This is a genomic window from Alteromonas genovensis, assembly GCF_010500895.1.
Taxonomy (GTDB): domain Bacteria; phylum Pseudomonadota; class Gammaproteobacteria; order Enterobacterales; family Alteromonadaceae; genus Alteromonas; species Alteromonas genovensis.
The window spans coordinates 65,273-87,378 of the sequence record NZ_JAAAWO010000016.1 but is presented as its reverse complement, the minus strand read 5'-3'; the positions used below and the strand labels follow the sequence as shown (position 1 = coordinate 87,378).

The following is a 22,106-nucleotide window of genomic DNA, read 5'->3' as shown; positions in this document are numbered from 1 at the left end:
TTCGAACTCAGAAGTGAAACGTATTAGCGCCGATGGTAGTGTGGGGTTTCCCCATGTGAGAGTAGGACACTGCCAGGTCCCATTAAGAAAAACCCGCCTAACGGCGGGTTTTTTGCTTTCTGCCCCAGAAAAATAATGGGGGTCAGATCCGCATCAAAAAATAAATGGGGGGCAGGTCCGCATTTATCTCTCAATTACATTCAGCACATCCGACCTAGCGAACATAAAACAGGGGCAGAACCCAATATATTGTCGTCCCCACCATATAACTCTGGCTATCAAACTCAAAAGTAAACGAGGTCTGATGCCTATCTATTGTCATCCACATTGCTGACAACAGACAAACGATCAAAGAATATCGTTTTGACCCCAATTATCGATTGAGTTTAAGCGGACAATGTCAGAGTGTATTTCGAAATGTGGACCTGACCCCCTTTATTTCTTTATTTTTTTGCGTAAAGATTTTCATACCTTATTTATACAAAACTATTGTTGTAAATTGTGTCTTTCAATCAAATGGTGATATATAGACTATTATTAATATATTGTTCTTATATCTGGTAATGAAATGCGTAACTTGTGTAGTTCTATGGTGCTTTCTTTAATGATTTTTGCAGCCTTGTTGCCACTTTCGGTTTTAGCGCAGGAAGAGATTAAAACCGTTACTTTGGGGATCGTAGTATTTCCTCCACTAGTGATAAATGACAGTGAAACTGGGCGGTGCTACGGTGAAGTGGTAGAGATGTCCTCTGAGCTTTTAAAGCAGCTTGGGTACAACATGAGTATTGAATGTATTCCCCCTATACGCCTTTATGAAAGGGTGAAACAAGGCGAGATTGATTTAACAGTTAACGTAAAAGGAACAACTGCACTTGACGATCATGCTACGTTTATTGATAAGCCCGTAACAAACCTAACGCTAATGAGAGTGGTAAATAATGCTCGCATAAATGAAAAATCCATAGCGGGTATAAGAGGATATGATTACGTAGGCGAGCGCATTCGTCTAGTTGAAGAAGGGTACGAATTTGTCGATGTGCCTTCTAGTGTAGATTCCATCAAGTTTTTTTTCTTTGATAGAACAGCCAACCTCATTACCTACGAGCGACCTTTTTATTATTTTCTTGGCGACAATGAGTTCAATGACAGAACAAGTTCAATAACATTAAAAAAGAATATTCCCACATTCTTCGCAGTGTCGTTAAAAAGCAAATATAAAGATGATCTTTTTAAAAAACTCTCAGCCTACAGTGAGTCCTTCAAGGAAGATACTATCTTAGAACATGCCACTAAACCCACGCCACAGCTATAAAGTATTCAAGCCTGCACAGTATTTTAGCGAGTATGTTCACTCTCAAATAAAATATATTAAAAAAAGTTAAAAAATTGTGAAAGCAAATTGTTAACACCACGGTCTTATTTATTGAACGTCAACATTGTGATTTAACAATAGAATAAATTTCCGAGGGCTAAAAATGAAGCAAATTAATAAAACATCAATAGCAACAGCATTAGGTGCAGTAGTTATCGGCTCGTTAGCATCAAGTGTAGCGGTAGCAGATACAAATCCATTCGGTATGCAATCTCTTGAGTCTGGTTATAGTCAATTTGCCGCAGAAGGAAAATGTGGTGAAGGCAAGTGCGGCGGTGATAAAGCCGCAAAAGAAGGCAAGTGCGGCGGCGATAAAGCCGCAAAAGAAGGCAAGTGCGGCGGTGATAAAGCTGCAAAAGAAGGCAAGTGCGGCGGCGATAAAGCCGCAAAAGAAGGCAAGTGCGGCGGCGATAAAGCCGCAAAAGAAGGCAAGTGCGGCGGCGATAAAGCTGCAAAAGAAGGCAAGTGCGGCGGCGATAAAGCTGCAAAAGAAGGCAAGTGCGGCGGCGATAAAGCTGCAAAAGAAGGTAAGTGCGGCGGCGATAAAGCCGCAAAAGAAGGTAAGTGCGGTGAAGGTAAATGCGGTAGCATGTAACCATTGCTTTCTAGAATCGTAATATGGCCGTCAATTGATGGCCTTTTTTTAGTACTGTTCTTGGAGACTAAGAGTGAATAATGTCAAAGGTGCTGGTTTAGGTTTCAGACGTGAAATGCTTGACGAACTATTCCCTACACTTCCTAAAGAAGTCGACTTTTGGGAAGTGGCGCCAGAAAACTGGATCCCTCTTGGTGGCATTTATCAAAAACAATTTGAACAGGCTACTTCACAAGCACCGTTTAGTACCCATGGACTGTCTCTTTCAATAGGTAGCAGTGATAAGCTTGATGTCGAGTTTATAAAAACCGTGAAGCAGTTCTTAGATGCCAATAACATAGGTCTATACAGCGAGCATTTAAGCTATTGTTCTGGAAACGGTCATATGTATGATTTGATGCCTATTCCATTTACTGAAGAGGCGGTTAAACACGTTGTCTCTAGGATTAGGCAAGTACAGGACATGCTCGAGAGACCTCTCGTATTAGAAAATGTGTCTTACTATATTGCGCCAGATCAGGATATCTCGGAACTTGAATTCACCAACGCAGTCTTATCTGAGTCTGATTGCTCTATGTTGCTAGACGTTAATAATGTTTACGTAAACAGTATTAACCAAAACTATTCTCCACATGAGTTTATTAAAGGGCTGCCGTCTCACAAAATAGTTTACGGTCACATTGCGGGGCATTACGACGAGGCTGCAGATTTAAAAGTGGATACACACGGTGCCGATGTTATTGAGCCAGTATGGGAGCTATTAGACTATGCCTATAGCGTACATGGCGTTTACCCCACTTTGCTAGAGCGTGATTTCAACATTCCCTGTGTGGATAATTTACTCAACGAAGTGCGTAAAATTAAAGCAATACAGTCAAAACACGCGTCTTCTGGAAATACTTCTTCAAGTAGGGGAGTTGCGTGATGCCTTCGTTACAACAAAGCCAGAGTGAATTTGTACAAGCGATAAAAGACCCTTCAACGCTCAACGCGAAAAATGATGAACACTTAAGACGGATGAAAATCTACCAGTCGCTATTTTTCAGCAACATAAATGGTTTTGTTAGCTCAGCACTTCCAGTTTTAAAATCTATTATCATTGCTCAACATGGCGAAAGCCAATGGGAGCAAGTAATCCGTCAGTTCTTTATTGAACATCAATGCAGGTCTCCTTATTTTAACGACATCAGTAAAGAGTTTGTAGAATACTTAGCGACTTCTCCCGCCTTTGGCTTTGAACTACCAGCGTTTTCTTGTGAGCTAGCCCACTATGAATGGTTAGAGTTAGATGTGGCAACGCGTAGCAGTAGTGAAAACAACGCGTTTTACAAACCAGGCCAAGACATTGAGGAAGTGAAAGTTTCACCATTTGCCACCTTAGCGTCATATTCGTACGCAGTTCACCTTATAGGTCCTGATCATATGCCCGACAGCCCTATGGACGTGCCACAGTATTATGTTGTGTATCGAGATGAAGAATATCAAGTTCAATTTGTTCATTTAACCGCTATGACTGCTATGCTGGTACATACCATAGAGGTAGCTGAAGAAGGCATTTCACTTGCGGTATTAGCTAACCAACTCATTGAGCAGGCGCCAAGTATTCCTCAGGCAACGCTCAAAGCGGGAATGGAACAAACTGTCGTCGAATTGCTGCAAAAAGGGATATTAATGCCGGTATAAACCTGCAAAATATCTAAACATAAGCGGCACAGTGCTTAATTTTTTATCATTTGAAGTGTCTATTATTAACTTTACCCGCCAACTGTATTTATTGTGAGCGTTTAACTATATTAGCGCTGTCAATCGGGCTTGCTTTCGATTAACATTTACGACCATTTTTTTGTTCACAATTATTGTTTAGGTAGTGCATATGGCTGACAATGAAGATTTTAAAGAAGTTTATAACAAATGGTACTTCTTGGCCTCATTAGTAACTTTACTCGCTTTTCCGTTGATGCATATCATCGCCGGTTGGTTCACGTTCTGGTTATAAAGCAGACATATAAGGTATTATCGTGACTGCAGAATATATTAAATCAGTAGTGAAAACCGTTCCTGACTATCCAAAGCCAGGCATATTATTTAGAGATGTAACTAGCGTTTTGGAAGATCACAAGGCGTTTAAAAGCTGTATCTCATTACTTGTTGAAAAGTATCAGGGCATGGGATTTACAAAGATCGCAGGCACTGAAGCTCGCGGCTTTTTGTTTGGCGCGCCTTTAGCAATTGAAATGGGTATCGGCTTTATCCCAGTACGCAAACCTAATAAGCTGCCCAGAGAAGTCGTAAGTGAAAGCTACGAGCTAGAATATGGCACAGATACGTTACAAATCCATCGCGATGCAATTGTCCCTGGCGACAAGGTATTGTTGATTGATGATCTTCTGGCTACCGGCGGAACTATCGCTGCATCGGCGAAGCTCATTCGCTCATTGGGTGGTGAGTTAAATCACGCTGGATTCGTTATTAATCTACCCGATTTAGGTGGTCATAAAAAGTTGACCGAACTAAACATTGAAAGCTATTCAATTTGCGAGTTTGAAGGCGAGTAGTTAGCCATTCAAAAGGGCGCAAGAAAGCCGCAATAAGGCGTGATTAAGCTTGATGAGGCATAACAAGGCGTGATGAGGCAAAGAGTACAGTAATGAGTTATCAGGTATTAGCAAGGAAATGGCGACCAGGGAAGTTCGGTGAACTTGTCGGCCAAGAGCATGTGGTATCAGCCATTTCAAATGCCTTAGATAACGATCGTTTGCATCACGCTTATCTGTTCACCGGCACACGAGGCGTAGGAAAAACGACAATAGCGCGTATTTTTTCTAAAAGCTTAAATTGTGAAGAAGGTCAGGGTGCTAATCCTTGCGGACAGTGCCATACGTGCAAAGAAATTGAGCAAGGAAATTACGTTGATTTGCTCGAGATTGATGCGGCATCAAGAACGAAAGTAGAAGATACGCGAGAGCTTCTGGACAATGTGCAGTACAAGCCAACTCGTGGCCGCTACAAGGTATACCTTATAGATGAGGTACACATGCTCTCGAAACACAGTTTCAACGCGTTGTTAAAGACGCTGGAAGAGCCGCCTCCTCACGTAAAATTCCTGTTGGCGACCACCGATCCACAAAAGCTGCCCATCACCATTTTATCTCGCTGTCTTCAGTTTAATCTTAAGGCTATGTCGCGAGAGCAAATTGTTGGTCAACTTACCCATATTCTAGAGCAGGAGCAATTGAGCTTCGAGCCTCAAGCGCTGTCGCTGCTTGCAAGAGCCGCACAAGGCAGTATGCGTGATGCGCTCAGTTTAACTGACCAGGCCATAGCGCAGGGCGGAAACCAAGTAACAGCATCGGTGGTTACTGACATGCTTGGTTTAATGGACAAAAACCAGCTGCTTAAAATTATCAATGCGGTTGTAAATAAAACACCCAATGATGTGATTCAGTTGGTCAACGACTTGGCTGAGCAGGCGCCAGATTACGACAATGTTCATGGTGAATTGGCGAGCCTACTCCACCAGATTGCCTTGACTCAATGGGTACCTGAGGCATGTAAGCTGGAGACAACATCGGCAAAGGCGATATATCAACTCGCTAAAACCATCCCCGCTGAACAAGTACAATTGCTCTATCAAATTGCAATTCAAGGGAGAAAAGACTTACCTTTCGCAGCCGATGGTAAAAGCGCATTTGAAATGACATTAATGCGAATGATGTCGTTTGCACCTGCAACGCCTCCTGATAATGGTGCAGATAATATTGAGCGCGGAGGTAGTGAGCACGACCTTCCCGTTAAAACCGGCCCTCAATCACAGACTGGTGATCCGGGAAACGTCGGTAAGCAAGAGGAAGCGCTTAAAAGCGAAACTCTTGCAGATGACACGCAACAAGCGGAAGCAGCTAAGCCGCAATTTCAAGGGCAGCCTACTTTTGATATAACTTCTGAATCTGATGTACAGCCTGAGCCTGATATACAGCCTGAGCCAGAGCTTTCAGAGGCGTCTCACTCAGCTTATCGCGGTGGTGACATGGATACTGTTGAATCAGAGCCTTCAGCCGGACAGGAGCCTTCAGCGAGACAAGAGCCTTCAGCGGGTCAAGAGCCTTCAGCCGGACAAGAGCCTTTAGCGAATAAACAGCCTTCTGAAAATAGAGTGCCTGAACCCTCAGCTGATGCTATGAATGTTGCGAACCACGCCAACACTGCAAATTTTGACTCTGATCCTCAACTGGGTGAATCCCAGCATAGCGAATCACAAAAAGCTGAATTGCAAAAAGCTGAATCACAGCATAGCGGGTCACTAAAGGCTGAATCGCAACGTCAAGTAACTGAACAGCCAGAACCCGAGCAGCCACAGCAACTCGAGCCGCAGCAGGTAGACGCGAGTTCTGAAGCTTCGCATCCGCAAAGTGGTTTGTCGCCTTTTTCTGATAATGAGCCTCCGTTAGATGCCTACTTGGATGATATGCCGCCTGCCAGTGATGAAGAGTATCCACCAGATATTAGTAGCGGTTTTTCTCACCATGCTGACAGCGAGCAAAATGGTTCGCAAGACATTGCGCCAGAGACTGCACAGCCGTCTCCAGAAGAGCAGTTGAGTGCTACTGCAAGCATGCTTGCGCTTAGACAAAAAATGAAACAGCGCAAGGCACAAGACACAGAAGACAAAAAAGCGCAGGTATCTGCAGAGAGTCCTTCGCAGGACGCCGCTGATAGAATGTCTAACACCCTGCGTTCTCGATTCTCAAATGCTAACGCAACGCCATCAGCGCAGGATAACCAAGCCCAACCTTCGCAGCAGCATATTGAACAAGAGCAATCAGACCCAAATCAATCACAGCTTCAATCTCAAATGTCAGAGGCAGAGGGTAGTGCTAATAAAGTGGTACCAGTTTTATCAGACTCAGTGAATACAGCCTCTGATAATACAAGCTCGCCCATCACGGCAGATTTTCAGCCTTCTGTTAACAGTGACGAGAGCGGCCAAGGCAGTGCATTCGACGATGATGAGTTTTTCGATGCCGAATTTGAAGAAGATATGCCGTTTGCCAGTGACTCGCAGCCCGATTCGCCTGATTCGCAGAGCGCTTTATCGAACCAAGGCTCATTACAGCAAGACTCATTGCAGGAAGCTTCATCGCAAAAAAATGCTAACGAAAGCTTTTTTACGGAAGACCATCCACCGTGGGACACTGCACAGAGCAACGGCTCTGTCGATTCAAATGGTATTGTGACTTTTAATGATACTGCGGCGAGGGATTCATTACACAATACAAATGCTGAGCAAGTGCCTTTCCAGAGCGCTAATCAGTCTACTGAATCCAAGCAGAGCAGTTATGACCAAGGCGCTAGCTTCCAGTCTAACGTAGACTATTCGTCAAGCACTGCTGAACAAAGTGATGGCTCTGGTGTCATGACCAGCACTCCAAGTGGCAGTTTAAGTGCTTATCTCGAAGATGGAACTAAACTTACTCATGCTAGCCAAATAGATGAGTGGAGTAACTTAGTTGAGCAAATGCCAATCGCCGGATTACTAAAGCAACTGTTTCTTCATGCGTCTTTTTCTCGTGATAACGGTACTGTGTCACTTGAAATTGATAACAGTCAGTCTCATTTACTTAATGAGAGCGCGAAACAGCAATTGCTAGACACACTGCATCATGGGTTGGGAGAGAACGTAACGGTAAATATTACGTTAGGTAAACCAAATTCAACGCCATTTGCACTGCAGCAAGATATTCATGCAATGCGCCAGGCGCATGCACATTCAGTTGTACAAACTGATGAAAAGATTCAAGCGCTGCTATCAATTTTTGATGCCTCAGTGCAGTCCGATTCGGTTAAAGCACGATAGCAGATTAACTTAATACCAAACAAAGTGAGATAAAAATATGTTTAAAGGCGGTATGGGCAACATGATGAAACAGGCGCAGCAGATGCAAGATCGCATGCAAAAAGTGCAGGACGATCTCGCTAAGCTGGAAGTTACCGGTGAAGCCGGTGCAGGTATGGTTAAAGTGACAATGACCTGCAACCACAACGTACGCCGCGTTGACATCGACGACTCACTAATGGACGACGATAAAGACATGATTGAAGACCTTGTCGCAGCAGCGTTTAACGACGCTGTCCGCCGAGTTCAAGAAACCAGCAAAGAAAAAATGGCTGATGTAACTGGCGGAATGTCACTTCCACCCGGTATGAAACTGCCGTTTTAAATAGGGCTAATCAAAGCAGGGCCTATTGAGGCAGGTTGCTATAACAATTGAATTTGATAAATTTTAATTCAGATAAAACACCCGCCCGATAATTCTAGTATTCAAAAGCCTTGGAACATTCCAAGGCTTTTGCACATTCAGCGTTTGCTTTTTGTGATGCTATTTTCTTATAGTCCATATCTTCCAAAGTCATCTCATTACAACCACTGTATTTAACGTACTGTGCATCAAAATCTAACACTCCACCATTCCTCTTCAAATACGCTATAACTTGTCAGGGCTACTGCTCGCTGATAATGTATTATTTAATTGATTAATAGGGATATGTTTATGAAATATGGAATGTTTGTACTTGTATTGGCTGCTTTTGTTGCGGGTTACTTCATCGGTCACGCAAGACCTTTTACCGGTGCTGATACACCACCATCTTCACAGCTTGCGGATGGCACTTCATCATCCAATACGCCAGCACTAAATGCCCAATCGCTTAATGGTAAATTTGCTACTGAATCCGAAACAAAATCAGGAAGCCCTCACAACCTAATTAGCGACAACCAAACCGACGGCAACCAACAGCAACCATTATCGTCAGATAACGTCGATAAATCAGAACCCAGTGAACTCATCGTGAGTCAAAATAAAGATTCTCAACGTGATAACGCCCCATCTGATCCTAATACATCCGACCAACAAAGCGCTGTATCATTCCCCGCAGCACAGGAAGAGCTCGATGAATGGGTAACTGCTCGCAAAGAAACCCTTCAACAGCAGCTCACCGATGCCATAGGCGAACAAGATGCCTCATGGATGTTTGATCAAGTGCTAAAAGATAATGAATTTCTCAACCAGCCAACAGCGACAAATGCATTTGACGACGATGTAGTGTCGCGATTTGAGATGGAACAAAAGCTAAAAGACTTTATAACCGCTAGAAGCAAAGACCCTCAACTTCAAATACTCAGTGTGAATTGTATTCAAGGACGTTGTGAAATTACCTTGGAGGGCAAAGACCAAACAGCAGCTATCTTCTTATTCTTTGATATTCAAAAAGATAAGTCGTTGGGAGTCATCGAGTTAATGACCCCAACATTTTATTTGGATGACGAGGGAAATTATTGGCTCTATAGAACCCTTACATACGCGGTAAATTAGCTTTCGCGCGATCATTGCGAAGCAATTGATTAAATCTGCTATAAACGGGGTTTTACCAGCTTTTACGCTATTAATGCATTACAATAGCGAGAATTTTGGAGCCATTCACAATAGCATCTCGTATCATCACTATCTAACATCGCCTATTAGGGCGTGTTGAGCTTTATTCTGCGCTTTGCAGAGGTTTGTGTGCTGTTAAAATAAGGTCAACATGCTCTGACTATTTCTAGATAAAAAGGAACCCGTCTTGATCAGAAAAGGTTTGGTCACATCCACTCTCATTCTTATTCCTATTGCTATCGTATTAACTGTTTTCAGTATCTATTCCTTATTCAGTATAAAAACAGTCACCGTCGACCCGAAGCTAAGGGAGATATCGGGTATCGAGTTTGATAAAAAGCAGCGCCTTTGGGCGATTAACGACAGTGGCGATGGCCCCATTCTTTATATGTTAAACAAAGACGGTTCAATTGCTCGTGAAGTGACAGTCTCAAATGCTAAAAACGTCGATTGGGAGGACATGACGCAAAACCAGTTTGGTCATTTTTTCCTAGGCGATTTTGGCAATAACGACAACGATAGGCGTTGGCTTACTATTTATAAAATTGAAAACCCTATTGATATTAAGACCGACACCACGAAGGCTGAAATCATAAAGTTTACTTACCCTCAAATGGAAGAGGGCGAGATTAAACCAGAAGATAAAAACTATGATCTAGAGGCATTTGTTGAATTTAAACGCCATCTTTATCTGTTTACCAAAAACAGAACCAAGCCCTTTGACGGTATTACCAAACTGTACAAAGTGGGCGATCATGCTGCTAATTTTGATGCTGAATTAATAGGTGAATTTAAAACCTGTACCACCCTCGAAAAATTATGCTGGATAACCTCAGCGGCAATAAGCCCAAATAGAGAAAAGTTGGTTTTACTTGATTCAACCAGTCTTTGGCTATTTGAAAATTTTGATGGCGATAACTTTTTCAGTGGTGAGGTATCGCGCATAGACTTAGGCATTATCACGCAAAAAGAAGCGGTAACGTTTTACGATGACAACACGCTTGTATTTACCGATGAGGAATTCAAAGGCCTGGTAGGCGGAAATGTTTATGAAGTTAAACTCGACCAAGTAAAGCGTAACGTGATTAAATACCCTCAACAAAACGATAGCGAACGAACAGCGAAGTAGTCTCATTATGAAGTTCAGTCCCTTACTTGCAGAACTCATTCAGGCGTTAACGTGTCTGCCTGGTGTTGGTAACAAAAGCGCTCAGCGAATGGCGTTTCATTTACTCGAGCGAAACCGAAAAGGTGCCGTTGCCCTAAGCGATGTATTGCACAACGCAATGGAGCACATCCACCATTGTAAGCGCTGCAGAACTTTTACTGAAGATGAGCTATGTGACATATGCCGCCACCCTGAGCGTGAGGCCAGCGGCCTTCTGTGCGTGGTGGAGAGCCCTCAAGATGTATTGGCAATAGAGCAAACCATGAGCTTTAAGGGGCAGTATTTTGTTTTGATGGGGCACCTGTCGCCTATTGATGGCGTGGGGCCAGAAGAAATTGGTTTGAATGAACTGGAAGCACGGTTTGCTGCAGGGGGGATCACCGAGGTAATACTTGCGACCAATCCAACCGTAGAAGGTGAAGCCACTGCCCATTACATCGGCCAGCTGTGCGCGTCAAACGACATTGATGCGTCTCGTATTGCTCACGGCGTGCCGGTGGGCGGCGAATTAGAATACATTGATAACAACACATTAACCCACGCTTTCTCCGGGCGGCGTAAACTTTAGTGTGATAAAAAACAAATAAATTTTCTCTCTTGTAGTTGAAAAACACGCTTCGAGTCCACACCTGTCTATCAGTAACGTGATCCATTCAACGAGGAGATACTGGATTATGGCTGAAGCAGCCCATAAAGAAACCCACGGTTTTCAGACGGAAGTAAAACAACTTCTACATCTGATGATTCATTCTTTGTACTCAAACAAAGAAATCTTCTTACGCGAGTTAGTGTCTAACGCCGCTGACGCCGCAGATAAACTCCGTTTCCGCGCTTTAGAAAACGACAGTCTCTATGAAAACGATGGTGACTTGAGCGTTAAGCTAAGCGTAGACAGCGAAGCGAATACCATCACGATTGTCGACAACGGCATTGGTATGTCTCGAGATGAGGTAATCGCTAACCTTGGTACTATCGCTAAGTCTGGTACAAAGGACTTTTTCAGTAAGCTGTCTGGCGACAGTGCAAAAGACTCACAACTTATCGGACAGTTTGGCGTAGGTTTCTACTCTGCGTTCATCGTGGCTGATAAAGTTACTGTTCGCTCTCGTGCCGCGGGTGCAGATGCATCAACGGGTGTTGAGTGGGTATCTGATGGTGGTGGCGAATTTACTATTGCCGACATTAACAAACCAACTCGCGGTACCGAAATTACGCTTCACCTTCGCGAAGAAGAAAAAGAGTTTGCAGACACATGGCGTCTTCGTTCAATCGTAAGTAAATACTCAGACCACATCAGCATTCCGGTGCATATGTGGAAAGACGAAGTGCCTGAAAGCGAAGGACCTGACGGCGAAAAAATTGAAGCTCAGCCTGGTGAGTGGGAAGCGGTTAACAAAGCAACTGCATTGTGGACTCGTGAAAAGTCTGACATCAGTGATGAGGAATACAACGAGTTCTACAAGCATATCTCCCACGACTTTGCTGATCCACTATCTTGGGTACACAACAAAGTGGAAGGTAAAACAGAGTACACCAGCTTACTGTATATTCCTTCAAAAGCGCCATTTGATATGTGGAATCGTGACCAAAATCACGGTTTGAAGCTGTACGTTCAACGTGTGTTTATCATGGACGACGCCGAACAGTTTATGCCAACGTACCTTCGTTTTGTGAAGGGGCTGCTTGATAGCAACGACCTACCACTGAACGTGTCTCGTGAAATTCTTCAAGATAATAAAGTGACTCAAGCGCTGCGCCAAGGTTGTACTAAACGCGTGCTACAGATGCTTGAAAGAATGGCCAAGAACGACTCAGACAAGTACCAGTCTTTCTGGAATGAGTTTGGTAATGCCCTTAAAGAAGGACCTGCTGAAGACTTTAGCAATCGCGAAAAAATCGCCGGTCTACTTCGTTTCTCATCGACTCACGGTGATTCTGATGCGCAAACCGTATCACTTGCCGACTACATTGAGCGCATGAAAGAAGGGCAAGACAAGATTTACTTCGTTACTGCAGATAGCTTGCAAGCGGCTAAGTCGAGTCCTCACCTTGAGATATTCCGCAAAAAAGGTATTGAAGTATTGCTCATGGGCGAGCGCATTGACGAGTGGTTAATGTCTCACTTGACTGAGTTTAACGAAAAGCAGTTTGTTTCAATCGCGAAAGGCGACTTGGACTTAGGCGATTTGGAAGACGAAGAGTCTAAGAAAGCCCAAGAAGAAGCTGAGAAAGAAATTGAAGGCGTGCTAGAAAGAGCAAAAGCGGCGTTAGGCGAGAAAGTGGTAGATGTGAAATTTACCCATCGTTTAACCGACTCTCCTGCGTGCATTGTAGCCGATGATAATGGCATGACAACGCAGATGATGAAGCTAATGCAAGCTGCCGGGCAAAGTGTACCAGACGTTAAGTATCACTTTGAACTTAACCCTGAGCACAGCCTAGTTAAAAAGCTAGCCGATACTCAAGACGAAGAGTTGTTCAATGAATGGGTAGGGGTGTTATTCGATCAAGCTGCACTTTCAGAACAAGGCAGTCTTAAAGACCCTGCTACCTTCGTTCAAAACATGAATGCATTGTTGATGAAGCTGGCAAAATAAGCGGCTTTTAAACCACTGCAAACTTTAGAAAACGGGCTTTACGCCCGTTTTTTGTTTTTATGTCTTAAAATCGAGTATACCCCTAATAGTATGCTATATTTTCAGGCCTAAAATGCGCAGCCAACACTGCTATTACGCGTGTGGGGTAGAAAGCGTGTAGACAATGGCCGTTATCGTCGCAGTTAATGCTTTGCTCACAAAGTGATTATAAGTTGAACGTATATTCGCCATTAGTCGTAAGATTAGCCTTGGGGTGCTGCTTACACTTGTCACTAATGTATTGAATGTGTAAAGTGCCCGAAGTAAAAATTTTAAAAAATCATAAGCGGAGAACGCACTCATGCGAATCATTCTTCTCGGCGCTCCTGGCGCGGGTAAGGGCACACAAGCTCAGTTTCTAATGGGCAAATACGGTATTCCACAAATTTCTACAGGCGATATGCTTCGCGCAGCAATAAAAGCTGGTACCGAACTTGGTTTAAAAGCCAAGCAGGTAATGGATGAAGGTAAGCTGGTTTCTGACGATATCATTATTGGTTTGGTGAAAGAGCGCATTGCAATGGACGATTGCAAAGACGGTTTCTTACTTGACGGCTTTCCTCGCACTATTCCCCAAGCGGATGCAATGAAAGAAGCCGGTGTGAAAGTAGACCACTGCATTGAATTTGATGTTGCAGATGACGTGATTGTTGAGCGCATGGGCGGAAGACGAGTACATCCTGCTTCTGGTCGTGTTTACCACGTAGTGTACAATCCGCCTAAAGAGGCAGGCAAAGATGACGCCACTGGTGAAGATCTTATTGTCCGTGAAGATGATAAAGAAGACACTGTACGTAAGCGTTTAGCTATTTATCATGAGCAAACTAAGCCACTCGTTAACTACTACATGGCGGAAGCAGATGCTGGCAACTGCGAGTACCACAAACTCGACGGAAACCGCCCGGTTGATGACGTTAGCGCTGACCTTGAAAAGCGCTTGAGCTAACCAGCTCGTCACATTACAAGAGGCCGCATTAATGCGGCCTTTTTATTGTGCAGATTTTATTATGCCTTTAAAGTGGGAAGACGGCGTGAGTTGCGTGTGCTGCCTCCCCGGTGAATAGTAACTAAGAGGGATAAAGCTAACAGGGATAGAGTTAAGAGGGCTAGTAACTAAAAGTGTAACTGAGAACGCTAACTAATAACGCGTCACAATCCGCTATACGTTGTTAAAATCTCTATGCTACCTTAGAGACATAAGTTGCAAAAACGGTTGCAAGAATAATTATAAAAATTGGAGTTGATAATGGTTTTACCAATTACGGCCTTTTACGCCAGCTTATTAGGTGTATGCTACCTTTACCTATCGTTTCTTGTTATTGGCGCACGTCGCAGGCACAACGTCAGCCTAGGTGATGGCGGCCATGAAGATCTGGGACGCTTAGCCCGAGCCCATGGCAACTTTAGTGAATACGTACCCATCACGCTAATTATGATCGCGTGTTTTGAAGCTAATACGGGTCAAGCATGGGCTGTGCATGCATTAGGAAGTGCTATTTTGTTTGGAAGGGTATTGCATGCCTACGGTCTAGGAAAACACGCTGGCGTTAGCTGGCAGCGTTTTGCAGGTATGATCCTCACCTTTCTCGCTATGTTAGTCACCGCCGTTGGTAATTTAGCGTTAATTCACTTTGGGATGTAGTGACTGCCGTGTAAGCTTTTGCTAGCAAAGCGTCAACAACAAATAATGAGTCTAAAAAAGCCCGCGACGCGGGCTTTTTGGGTGTATGGGTTATTATCTATGCCAACTGGTATTAATTCAGTGTCAACAAGACGCGGTCTTGTCGTGGTAAATAATAGTTACGCTTATCAAGAGAGAAAGCCACAGAGGTGGCCCTGCCTTGTATTTCAGAGATAGGGAATAGTCCATAGTAGCGAGAATCCATGCTGTTATCTCTATTATCACCCATGGCCAATATATAGCCTTTTGGTATCGTTACTGGATGAAATGAGGATGCAGTGTTTTCAATCGAGGGGTGAGTGACGCCGCTGCTATCAATATAATCACTGTTAGTCAGCGCAATAGTGCGAGAGTCACCTAAAAGCGCCTCTTGATAAAAAGGTGCAGTAAGCGGCGTGATGGTGGCTGATTCACCGTTAACAAAAAGGCGATTATGACGAAGTTCAACAGTGTCGCCTGCAACGGCAACCGCTCGTTTAACCAATCGATTCTGTGCCGCGCTGCTATTGATAATCACAATGTCGCCACGCTCTACGTCGCCAGTTTTGGCAATGACAATGTCACTAAAAGGCAATTCTAGAGTGTAAGCTGTTTTATCTACCACTATTCTGTCGCCCACTTGAATTGTCGGTTCCATCGAGCCTGATGGCACATGATACCAGTCGGCCATACTGCTTCTGAATGAAAACATAAGGACAATAAAAAGAATAAACGGAAGATTTTCTTTAATCAGGTTTTTTGCGTTTGGCAAAGCCGTGTCTTTGTTCAAGAGGGTATCCATCTATGCGGGCTGATAGTAATTAGATACCTAGAAAACAAAATGTTCATTATCAAGATGTAAAAAAGTGTGTCGGCACAAAAAGGCCCATCGTTATGATGGGCTTTTTGTGTATATAAGCGCTTATCTACGAGCTTTTTTATTAGCTTATTTAAAAAGAAGCGTTAAGACGTTACTTATGACGCTCTTGCAATACGCTAAGCGCATCGTTTAGCGACATATCGCTGGCTTGTAACAGCACGGTGAGGTGATACAACAAATCAGCAGCTTCGTTTTTAAGTTCTTCTTTGTCGTGAACGGTTGCGGCTAATGCGGTCTCAACGCCTTCTTCACCCACTTTTTGCGCAATGCGTTTAATGCCTTTGTTATAAAGGCTGGCCGTATAGCTGCTTTTAGGGTCGGCTGTTTTACGTGATGCCAATACGCGCTCTAGGTCGGCTAAAAACGTAAACGCAGGTGTACTGCCTTCAAACCAGCAGCTTTCTACACCAGTGTGACAGGTCGGGCCGTTGGGGTTTGCTAATACTAATAATGAATCGCTATCGCAATCACTCGCAACACTCACTAAGTCTAGCGTATTACCCGATACTTCTCCTTTCATCCACAAACGCTGTTTAGAGCGGCTGAAGAATGTAACTTTGCCACTTTCTAGGGTTATGGCCAGTGCGTCTTGGTTCATATAGCCTTGCATTAACACTTTGCCAGATAATGCATCTTGCACAATCGCAGGCAAAAGATTATCCATCTTCTCCCAGGCCAAGGTATCGCTGTTTTCATTCGTAATGATCATGGGTTAACTCCTTCTGCTTGCGCTGTTAAGCCATGACGCTTGCGCATAGGGACGCCGTTGGCAGTCAACTCTGCTTTCAACTCGTCTATATTAATAATGTTTTTATGAAATACTGAGGCGGCAAGAGCCCCATCGACGTCAGCTTGCTGAAACACGTCGGTAAAGTGTGCAATTTCGCCTGCACCACCTGATGCTATTAACGGCACTTCGCACGCATCTCTTACCGCTTTAAGCTGTTTAACGTCGTAACCATTGCGTACGCCGTCTTGATTCATGCAGTTAAGCACGATTTCACCAGCACCACGAGATTGCACTTCTTTTATCCAGTCTATGGTTTGCCACTGACTTTTTTGAGTGCGGCTTTCATCACCGGTAAACTTGTAGACTTCGTATTGATTAGTGGCTTCGTTGTAAAAGCTATCAATACCGATAACCACGCATTGCTGACCGTAAACGTCGTGTAACGCGTTTATCAAATCAGGGTTATTGAGAGCAGGGGAGTTAATGGAGATTTTATCCGCGCCCATTTCCAGAATGCGCCCAGCATCTTCAATACTCTTGATGCCGCCAGCAACACAAAACGGAATATCAATTACCTGAGCAATGCGGCTTACCCAGCTTTTATCAACAACGCGAGCATCAGAGCTTGCCGTAATATCATAAAAGACCAGTTCGTCAGCGCCTGCCTTGGCGTATTGCTCAGCAAGTGGAACAATATCGCCAATTATTTCATGATTTCTAAACTGAACCCCTTTTACTACCTTGCCGTCGCGAACATCTAAACAAGGAATTATGCGTTTTGCCAGCATGCGATAGCCTCCTTCACGGTAAACCTACCTTCGAGTAAAGCGCGACCTAAAATAACGCCATCAACCTTGGTTGGCTTTAAAACGGCAATGTCATTTAGGCTTCCAATACCACCAGAGGCCTGCCATTTCACATTAGGAAACTGAGCTGCCATTTCTTCATACAGCGCTTTATTTGCACCTTGTAAGGTACCGTCACGGCTTATGTCTGTGCACAACACGTGTTTAGCACCCACAGTAGAGAAATCGTCTAACAGCCCCTCAAGGGCAACGCCTGAGTTTTCTTGCCAGCCATGGGTGGCAATCAGTTTTTCGCCGCTTTCGCTGATATTAATATCTAAGGCAAGTACGATATGTTCTGGTCCGTACTTCTCAACCCAAGACTTCACTAGCTCAGGTTGTTTAACGGCAAGAGAGCCAATCACAACGCGACTTACACCCGTCTCAAGTAGCTGTGCTACCTCTTCTTCAGAGCGAATGCCGCCACCAGCCTGAAACTTCATGCGCTTGGTGTCTACCATAGATTTAATCAATGACAGTTGACGTTTGCTGGTATCTTTTGCACCCGTTAAGTCAACGATATGTAGCCACGTAGCGCCTTGGTCAGCATAGTCGTGTACTACCTCTACAGGGTCTAATTCGTATTGTGTCTTTTGCTCGTAATCGCCTTGGTAAAGACGAACCACGTGTCCGTCAATAAGATCAATTGCTGGAATTATCATTTATAAGTTCACAAAGTTGGTAAGAAGTTGTGCGCCAGCCTCGCCGGAGCGCTCTGGGTGAAACTGCACGCCATAAAAATTGTTTTTATTAATGGCCGCAGAGAATGACCCGCCGTAATCGCAACGGGCAAGGGTATGAGCATAATCAGGCACGGCAAAGCTGTGTACAAAGTAGAAGTAGGTGTCTTGCGGTATGCCTTTAAACAGTTCATCGTCACTGTGCTGTACAGTGTTCCAGCCCATGTGAGGTAAACGCAAACCGTTAGCTTCCATGCGCGCTACGTGCCCGGGCATAAGCGAAAGACACGGAATATCACCACTCGTGTTATTCATTCCACCTTCCGCACTGCTGTCTACCATCAACTGCATGCCTAAACACACGCCTAATACTGGTTGAGTGAGAGACTGTAGTGTAGCAACAAGTTCTTTTTGTTTAATGCTCGCCATCGCAGCAGAAGCCGTTCCCACGCCAGGTAAAAACACTTTATCTGCGGCGGTGATAACGCTTTTATCATCAGACACGTCTACCTCTACCCCTAAACGCTCTAATGCAAATCGCACGGAAGAGATGTTGGCGCAGCCAGTATTGACAATAACTATTTTCTGTCGCTGGTTTGTGTTTACCACGGACATTACAGGGCTCCCTTACTGCTTGGTAGTGCGTCGCCTTTTAATGCAATGGCTTGACGCAGCGCGCGACCAAATACTTTAAATAAGCTTTCAACCTGATGGTGCGCATTACCTTCGCTTGTCGATAAGTGGAGAGATAAGCCCATACTTTGCGCTAAAGAATAGAAAAAGTGTGGCACCATTTCTGTGGCCATTTCACCCACTTGGTCACGGCTAAACTCCGCTTCAAATTTAAGGTGAGGGCGGTTTGAGATATCCATTATGCATTCTGCGCGACACTCATCCATAGGCAGTGCAAAGCCAAAGCGACCAATACCGCGTTTGTCTCCTAGCGCTTTTTTAAGGGCTTCTCCAATCGCTAGCGCGGTATCTTCAACGCTGTGGTGATCGTCAATGTGCAAATCGCCATCTACAGACACATTAAGCTGAAAGCCACCGTGAACGGCAATTTGATCGAGCATATGATCGAAAAAGCCAAGCCCCGTGTGAATAGCCGATTTCTCTTGAGAGTCTAAATCTACACGCACTCTAATATCGGTTTCAGACGTAGTACGAACCACTTCTGCAATACGAGACGAAGCAAGAATGGTCTTTTGAACTGTGTTCCAGTCAAGGTTGTCGCGGTTGTATTGCAGCGCCTTAATTCCCATATTTTCAGCAAGCTGAACGTCGGTCATTCTGTCGCCAATCACATAAGAGCGGGTAAAGTCTACTTTGCCTTGCTGAAGGTAGTCTTTCACCATACCAAGCTTGGGTTTACGGCAGGTGCAGTTGTCTTCATCAAAATGTGGGCAAATAAGCACGTCGTCAAAGGTAACACCTTGGCTTTCAAAAATGCCCATCATGGCATTATGCGCTAGGTCAAAGTCTTGTTGAGGGAAGCTGTCAGTACCTAAACCGTCTTGGTTAGTTACCATTACCAGCTTAAACCCTGCTGCTTTGAGTTTTAACAGTACCGGTATAACGTTTGGCTCGAAGACCAGTTTTTCTAAACTGTCTAATTGCTTATCTACAGGCGGTTCTTCGACAAGAGTGCCGTCGCGGTCTATAAATAGTATGGCTTGCTGACTCATGCCCCGTCCTCATTTATAAAATCATTTATTAATTGCATTAATCGTAAATTTTGTTCTTCGCTACCAATGCTCACTCGTAGGCAGTTAGTAAGATTAAGCTGTTTAGACTGATCGCGTATCAGCATTCCTTTTGATACTAAGTACTGCATTAGCGCTGCAGACTTTGCATATCTAAATAGGATGAAGTTTGCCTTCCTGTCACCAACTAGATGAATGCCATCAATTTCTGACAGCGCAGTGGCAAGTATCTCTTTCTCGCGATTAATCGTGTCTACCTGCAGTTGTAAAAGCGTTAACGACTCTGTGGACAGTGCTTTTCCTGCAATTTGAGCAACCGGCTCAGGAATAGGGTAGGGCGCTATGACTTTCAGCAGTGCCTGAATAACAGGCTCTTGGGCTAAGGTAAATCCACAGCGAAGCCCTGCTAACGCAAAAGCCTTCGACAATGTGCGCAGTATAACAAGATTAGTGTAGGCCTTTAGGTCATTTGCCCAGGTGTTGTCGGCATCAAACTCGATATAGGCTTCGTCTACTACCACTAACGCTTTATCTGCAAAGTGAGTTAACACTTGTTTAATGTCATCTCGAGCAACCTGGGTGCCGGTTGGGTTGTTAGGCGCACAAATAAACACAACATTGACGTCGTCGGTAGCGCAAACGCCATCCACGTTTAAGCTAAAGTCTTCGTTAAGCGGTACTTTTTTCACACCCACATTGCAGGTTTCAGCGCTTATTGCGTACATACCATAGGTAGGGGGACAAATAAGAATATTGTCTTTACCTGGCGTACAAAAAGTTCGAATGAGTAGCTCAATACCTTCATCGGCGCCGCGCGTAACAATAAGGTTGCTACTCTCGACACCCGCGTAAGCGGCATAACCATTCACTACCTTGCCTGGCTGGCATGAAGGGTAGCGATTAAAGTTGCTGCTATCTACAGCATAATCGTTAGCATAGGGCGACTCATTTGCGTTCAACCAATCTTGCCCGCCAGAAAACAAACGTCGGGCAGACTCGTACGGCTTCAGGGGCACTAAATTTTCATTAATCAGCGTATCTACTAAACGGGACATTAGGCGTTGCTCCCATTATTGACATCAACGTCATTGGAAGTGTCGTTCATACCAAGCTTGTTCATACGAAGCGCCACAGCCTGCTCGTGGGCATCTAACCCTTCTGCGCTAGCGAGAGTCATGATTGCTGGCCCAAGATTGCGCATACCGTCGGCTGATAACTCTTGAATCGTGTAGCGGCGCATAAAATCTAACAAGCCTAAACTTGAGTAGTTTTTCGCATAGCCATAAGTAGGCAAAACATGATTAGTGCCTGAGGCGTAATCCCCTGCTGATTCCGGCGACCACGGGCCCAGAAAAATAGAGCCTGCGTACTTTATTTTTGGCAAATAGCTTCGTGCATCTTCAATTTGAACAATCAAGTGTTCCGCCGCATAAGCATTGCTTGCTTCTATTGCTTCGTCTATGGAACTGGCCAAAATATAACGTGCGTTTTCCATGGCCGGTCTGGCTATTTCAGCGCGAGACAAAGTGGCAAGCTGTCGTTCAACAGCGGCTTTCGCTGCGTCGATCAATTCACTGCTATCACTGACTAAAATTGCCTGTGAGTCTGGACCGTGTTCGGCCTGAGAGAGTAAGTCGGCGGCAACAAATTCAGCATCAGCAAATTTATCTGCCAGTACCAAGACCTCAGAAGGGCCCGCCGGCATATCGATAGCTGCACCATCAGCACGTTGACTCACTTGCTGTTTAGCTTCGGTAACAAAGCTGTTTCCAGGGCCAAAAATCTTATCAACCTGTGGAATGCTTTGGGTGCCTAATGCCATTGCCGCGACGGCCTGAGCGCCTCCGCATAAAAATATGTTGTCAATGCCGCACTTACGAGCAGCAAAGGCAATTTCAGGTGCAATGCGCTGCTGTTTATTGGGCGGAGTACATAAGAGCTTGCGCTCACACCCGGCCACAAGTGCTGGCACACCAAGCATCAATACAGTAGATGGCAAAGGTGCACTGCCGCCTGGAATATATAAACCAACGGCATCTAAAGCAGTGAAGCGAAGCTCACAGTGCACGCCAGGTGTTGTTGTCAGTGAAATATCAGAAGGTATCTGCGCTTCGTGAAACTGCTTAATATTGTCAAAAGCAATATCAATAGCGTTGGCTACTTCCACACTTACCTTCGAGGCCAATTCATCAATGTCGCTTTGCGAAAGCACTAGCGACTGTAAATCAGGGCAATCAAATTTGCGGGTGTAATCTAAAACCGCACTGTCGCCTTTGGCCTCAACGTTAGCGATAATCTCGCTAACGGTTAGTTTAAGTTGCTGGCTATTGGCCATAGCCGGGCGCGAGAGCGCCTGTTTTTTCTCATCATTAGAAAGAGATGACCAAGTAATCATAATAGTCTGCCT

22 protein-coding genes and 1 rRNA gene are annotated in these 22,106 nt (G+C 44.5%); 14 read left to right on the top strand and 9 right to left on the bottom strand.

Translation table 11 applies throughout. From position 1 onward, the window contains the following. The 8 genes from rrf to GTQ48_RS16880 all read left to right on the top strand — a co-directional run. Positions 1-78 (top strand): 5S ribosomal RNA (gene rrf / locus GTQ48_RS17955); the annotation flags it as partial. Between the two features lie 526 nt (positions 79-604). Then, positions 605-1,312 carry a hypothetical protein gene (locus GTQ48_RS16910; protein WP_163107713.1) on the top strand — a complete coding sequence of 236 codons (708 nt, stop codon included), beginning with the start codon at positions 605-607 and terminating at the stop codon, positions 1,310-1,312. 163 nt (positions 1,313-1,475) lie between these two features. Further along, a complete protein-coding gene (locus GTQ48_RS16905) occupies positions 1,476-1,967 on the top strand; it encodes an HvfA family oxazolone/thioamide-modified RiPP metallophore (RefSeq protein ID WP_163107712.1) in 492 nt (163 codons plus the stop codon). 73 nt (positions 1,968-2,040) lie between these two features. Beyond that, entirely contained in the window at positions 2,041-2,892 is an 852-nt protein-coding gene (locus GTQ48_RS16900) for an HvfB family MNIO-type RiPP peptide maturase (RefSeq protein WP_163107711.1), read from the top strand. Next, positions 2,892-3,650, top strand: a complete 759-nt coding sequence (locus GTQ48_RS16895) for an HvfC family RiPP maturation protein (RefSeq protein ID WP_203565287.1) — start codon at positions 2,892-2,894, stop codon at positions 3,648-3,650. Before GTQ48_RS16900 ends, GTQ48_RS16895 begins: the two co-directional genes overlap by 1 nt. 335 nt (positions 3,651-3,985) lie before the next feature. Beyond that, a complete protein-coding gene (gene apt, locus GTQ48_RS16890) occupies positions 3,986-4,522 on the top strand; it encodes an adenine phosphoribosyltransferase (RefSeq protein ID WP_032095911.1) in 537 nt (178 codons plus the stop codon). 92 nt (positions 4,523-4,614) lie between these two features. After that, positions 4,615-7,821 (top strand): DNA polymerase III subunit gamma/tau, encoded by a 3,207-nt coding sequence (gene dnaX, locus GTQ48_RS16885; protein WP_163107709.1) that lies wholly within the window; start codon positions 4,615-4,617, stop codon positions 7,819-7,821. A gap of 37 nt (positions 7,822-7,858) precedes the next feature. Then, positions 7,859-8,185, top strand: coding sequence for a YbaB/EbfC family nucleoid-associated protein (locus tag GTQ48_RS16880; protein ID WP_032095913.1), 327 nt, complete (start codon positions 7,859-7,861; stop codon positions 8,183-8,185). A gap of 94 nt (positions 8,186-8,279) precedes the next feature. Here GTQ48_RS16880 and GTQ48_RS16875 read toward each other — a convergent pair whose 3' ends face one another. Next, positions 8,280-8,426, bottom strand: a complete 147-nt coding sequence (locus GTQ48_RS16875) for a hypothetical protein (RefSeq protein WP_163107708.1) — start codon at positions 8,424-8,426, stop codon at positions 8,280-8,282. An 89-nt stretch (positions 8,427-8,515) separates the two neighbouring features. Here GTQ48_RS16875 and GTQ48_RS16870 point away from each other — a divergent pair, with 89 nt between their 5' ends. The 6 genes from GTQ48_RS16870 (at position 8,516) to GTQ48_RS16845 (ending at position 14,843) form a co-directional block, all read left to right on the top strand. Next, positions 8,516-9,337: a hypothetical protein gene (locus GTQ48_RS16870; protein WP_163107707.1), complete on the top strand. Its 822-nt coding sequence runs from the start codon at positions 8,516-8,518 to the stop codon at positions 9,335-9,337. A 262-nt stretch (positions 9,338-9,599) separates the two neighbouring features. Further along, on the top strand, positions 9,600-10,526 hold the full coding sequence (locus tag GTQ48_RS16865; RefSeq protein WP_420837618.1) for a hypothetical protein: 927 nt from the start codon (positions 9,600-9,602) through the stop codon (positions 10,524-10,526). A gap of 7 nt (positions 10,527-10,533) precedes the next feature. Then, a complete protein-coding gene (gene recR, locus GTQ48_RS16860; protein ID WP_163107706.1) occupies positions 10,534-11,133 on the top strand; it encodes a recombination mediator RecR in 600 nt (199 codons plus the stop codon). Between the two features lie 106 nt (positions 11,134-11,239). Then, complete coding sequence (htpG, locus tag GTQ48_RS16855; RefSeq protein ID WP_163107705.1) at positions 11,240-13,162, top strand: molecular chaperone HtpG; 1,923 nt, start codon at positions 11,240-11,242, stop codon at positions 13,160-13,162. A gap of 340 nt (positions 13,163-13,502) precedes the next feature. Then, positions 13,503-14,147 carry an adenylate kinase gene (gene adk / locus GTQ48_RS16850; protein WP_032095918.1) on the top strand — a complete coding sequence of 215 codons (645 nt, stop codon included), beginning with the start codon at positions 13,503-13,505 and terminating at the stop codon, positions 14,145-14,147. 300 nt (positions 14,148-14,447) lie between these two features. Further along, a complete protein-coding gene (locus GTQ48_RS16845) occupies positions 14,448-14,843 on the top strand; it encodes an MAPEG family protein (RefSeq protein ID WP_163107704.1) in 396 nt (131 codons plus the stop codon). A 112-nt stretch (positions 14,844-14,955) separates the two neighbouring features. Here the strand turns inward: GTQ48_RS16845 and lepB are convergent, their stop codons facing one another. From lepB to hisD, 8 genes are all read right to left on the bottom strand, one after another. Continuing rightward, complete coding sequence (gene lepB, locus GTQ48_RS16840) at positions 14,956-15,651, bottom strand: signal peptidase I (protein WP_275405644.1); 696 nt, start codon at positions 15,649-15,651, stop codon at positions 14,956-14,958. A 181-nt stretch (positions 15,652-15,832) separates the two neighbouring features. Next, complete coding sequence (gene hisIE, locus GTQ48_RS16835) at positions 15,833-16,450, bottom strand: bifunctional phosphoribosyl-AMP cyclohydrolase/phosphoribosyl-ATP diphosphatase HisIE (RefSeq protein WP_163107702.1); 618 nt, start codon at positions 16,448-16,450, stop codon at positions 15,833-15,835. Then, entirely contained in the window at positions 16,447-17,259 is an 813-nt protein-coding gene (gene hisF / locus GTQ48_RS16830) for an imidazole glycerol phosphate synthase subunit HisF (RefSeq protein WP_032095923.1), read from the bottom strand. The genes hisIE and hisF overlap by 4 nt, the downstream gene beginning before the upstream one ends. Further along, positions 17,241-17,978 carry a 1-(5-phosphoribosyl)-5-[(5-phosphoribosylamino)methylideneamino]imidazole-4-carboxamide isomerase gene (hisA, locus tag GTQ48_RS16825; RefSeq protein WP_163107701.1) on the bottom strand — a complete coding sequence of 246 codons (738 nt, stop codon included), beginning with the start codon at positions 17,976-17,978 and terminating at the stop codon, positions 17,241-17,243. The genes hisF and hisA overlap by 19 nt, the downstream gene beginning before the upstream one ends. Then, complete coding sequence (hisH, locus tag GTQ48_RS16820) at positions 17,979-18,611, bottom strand: imidazole glycerol phosphate synthase subunit HisH (RefSeq protein WP_163107700.1); 633 nt, start codon at positions 18,609-18,611, stop codon at positions 17,979-17,981. Continuing rightward, a complete protein-coding gene (gene hisB / locus GTQ48_RS16815) occupies positions 18,611-19,681 on the bottom strand; it encodes a bifunctional histidinol-phosphatase/imidazoleglycerol-phosphate dehydratase HisB (RefSeq protein ID WP_163107699.1) in 1,071 nt (356 codons plus the stop codon). Before hisB ends, hisH begins: the two co-directional genes overlap by 1 nt. Further along, complete coding sequence (hisC, locus tag GTQ48_RS16810) at positions 19,678-20,754, bottom strand: histidinol-phosphate transaminase (protein ID WP_163107698.1); 1,077 nt, start codon at positions 20,752-20,754, stop codon at positions 19,678-19,680. Before hisC ends, hisB begins: the two co-directional genes overlap by 4 nt. Next, positions 20,754-22,094: a histidinol dehydrogenase gene (hisD, locus tag GTQ48_RS16805; protein WP_163107697.1), complete on the bottom strand. Its 1,341-nt coding sequence runs from the start codon at positions 22,092-22,094 to the stop codon at positions 20,754-20,756. Before hisD ends, hisC begins: the two co-directional genes overlap by 1 nt. Positions 22,095-22,106: the final 12 nt, after the last annotated feature.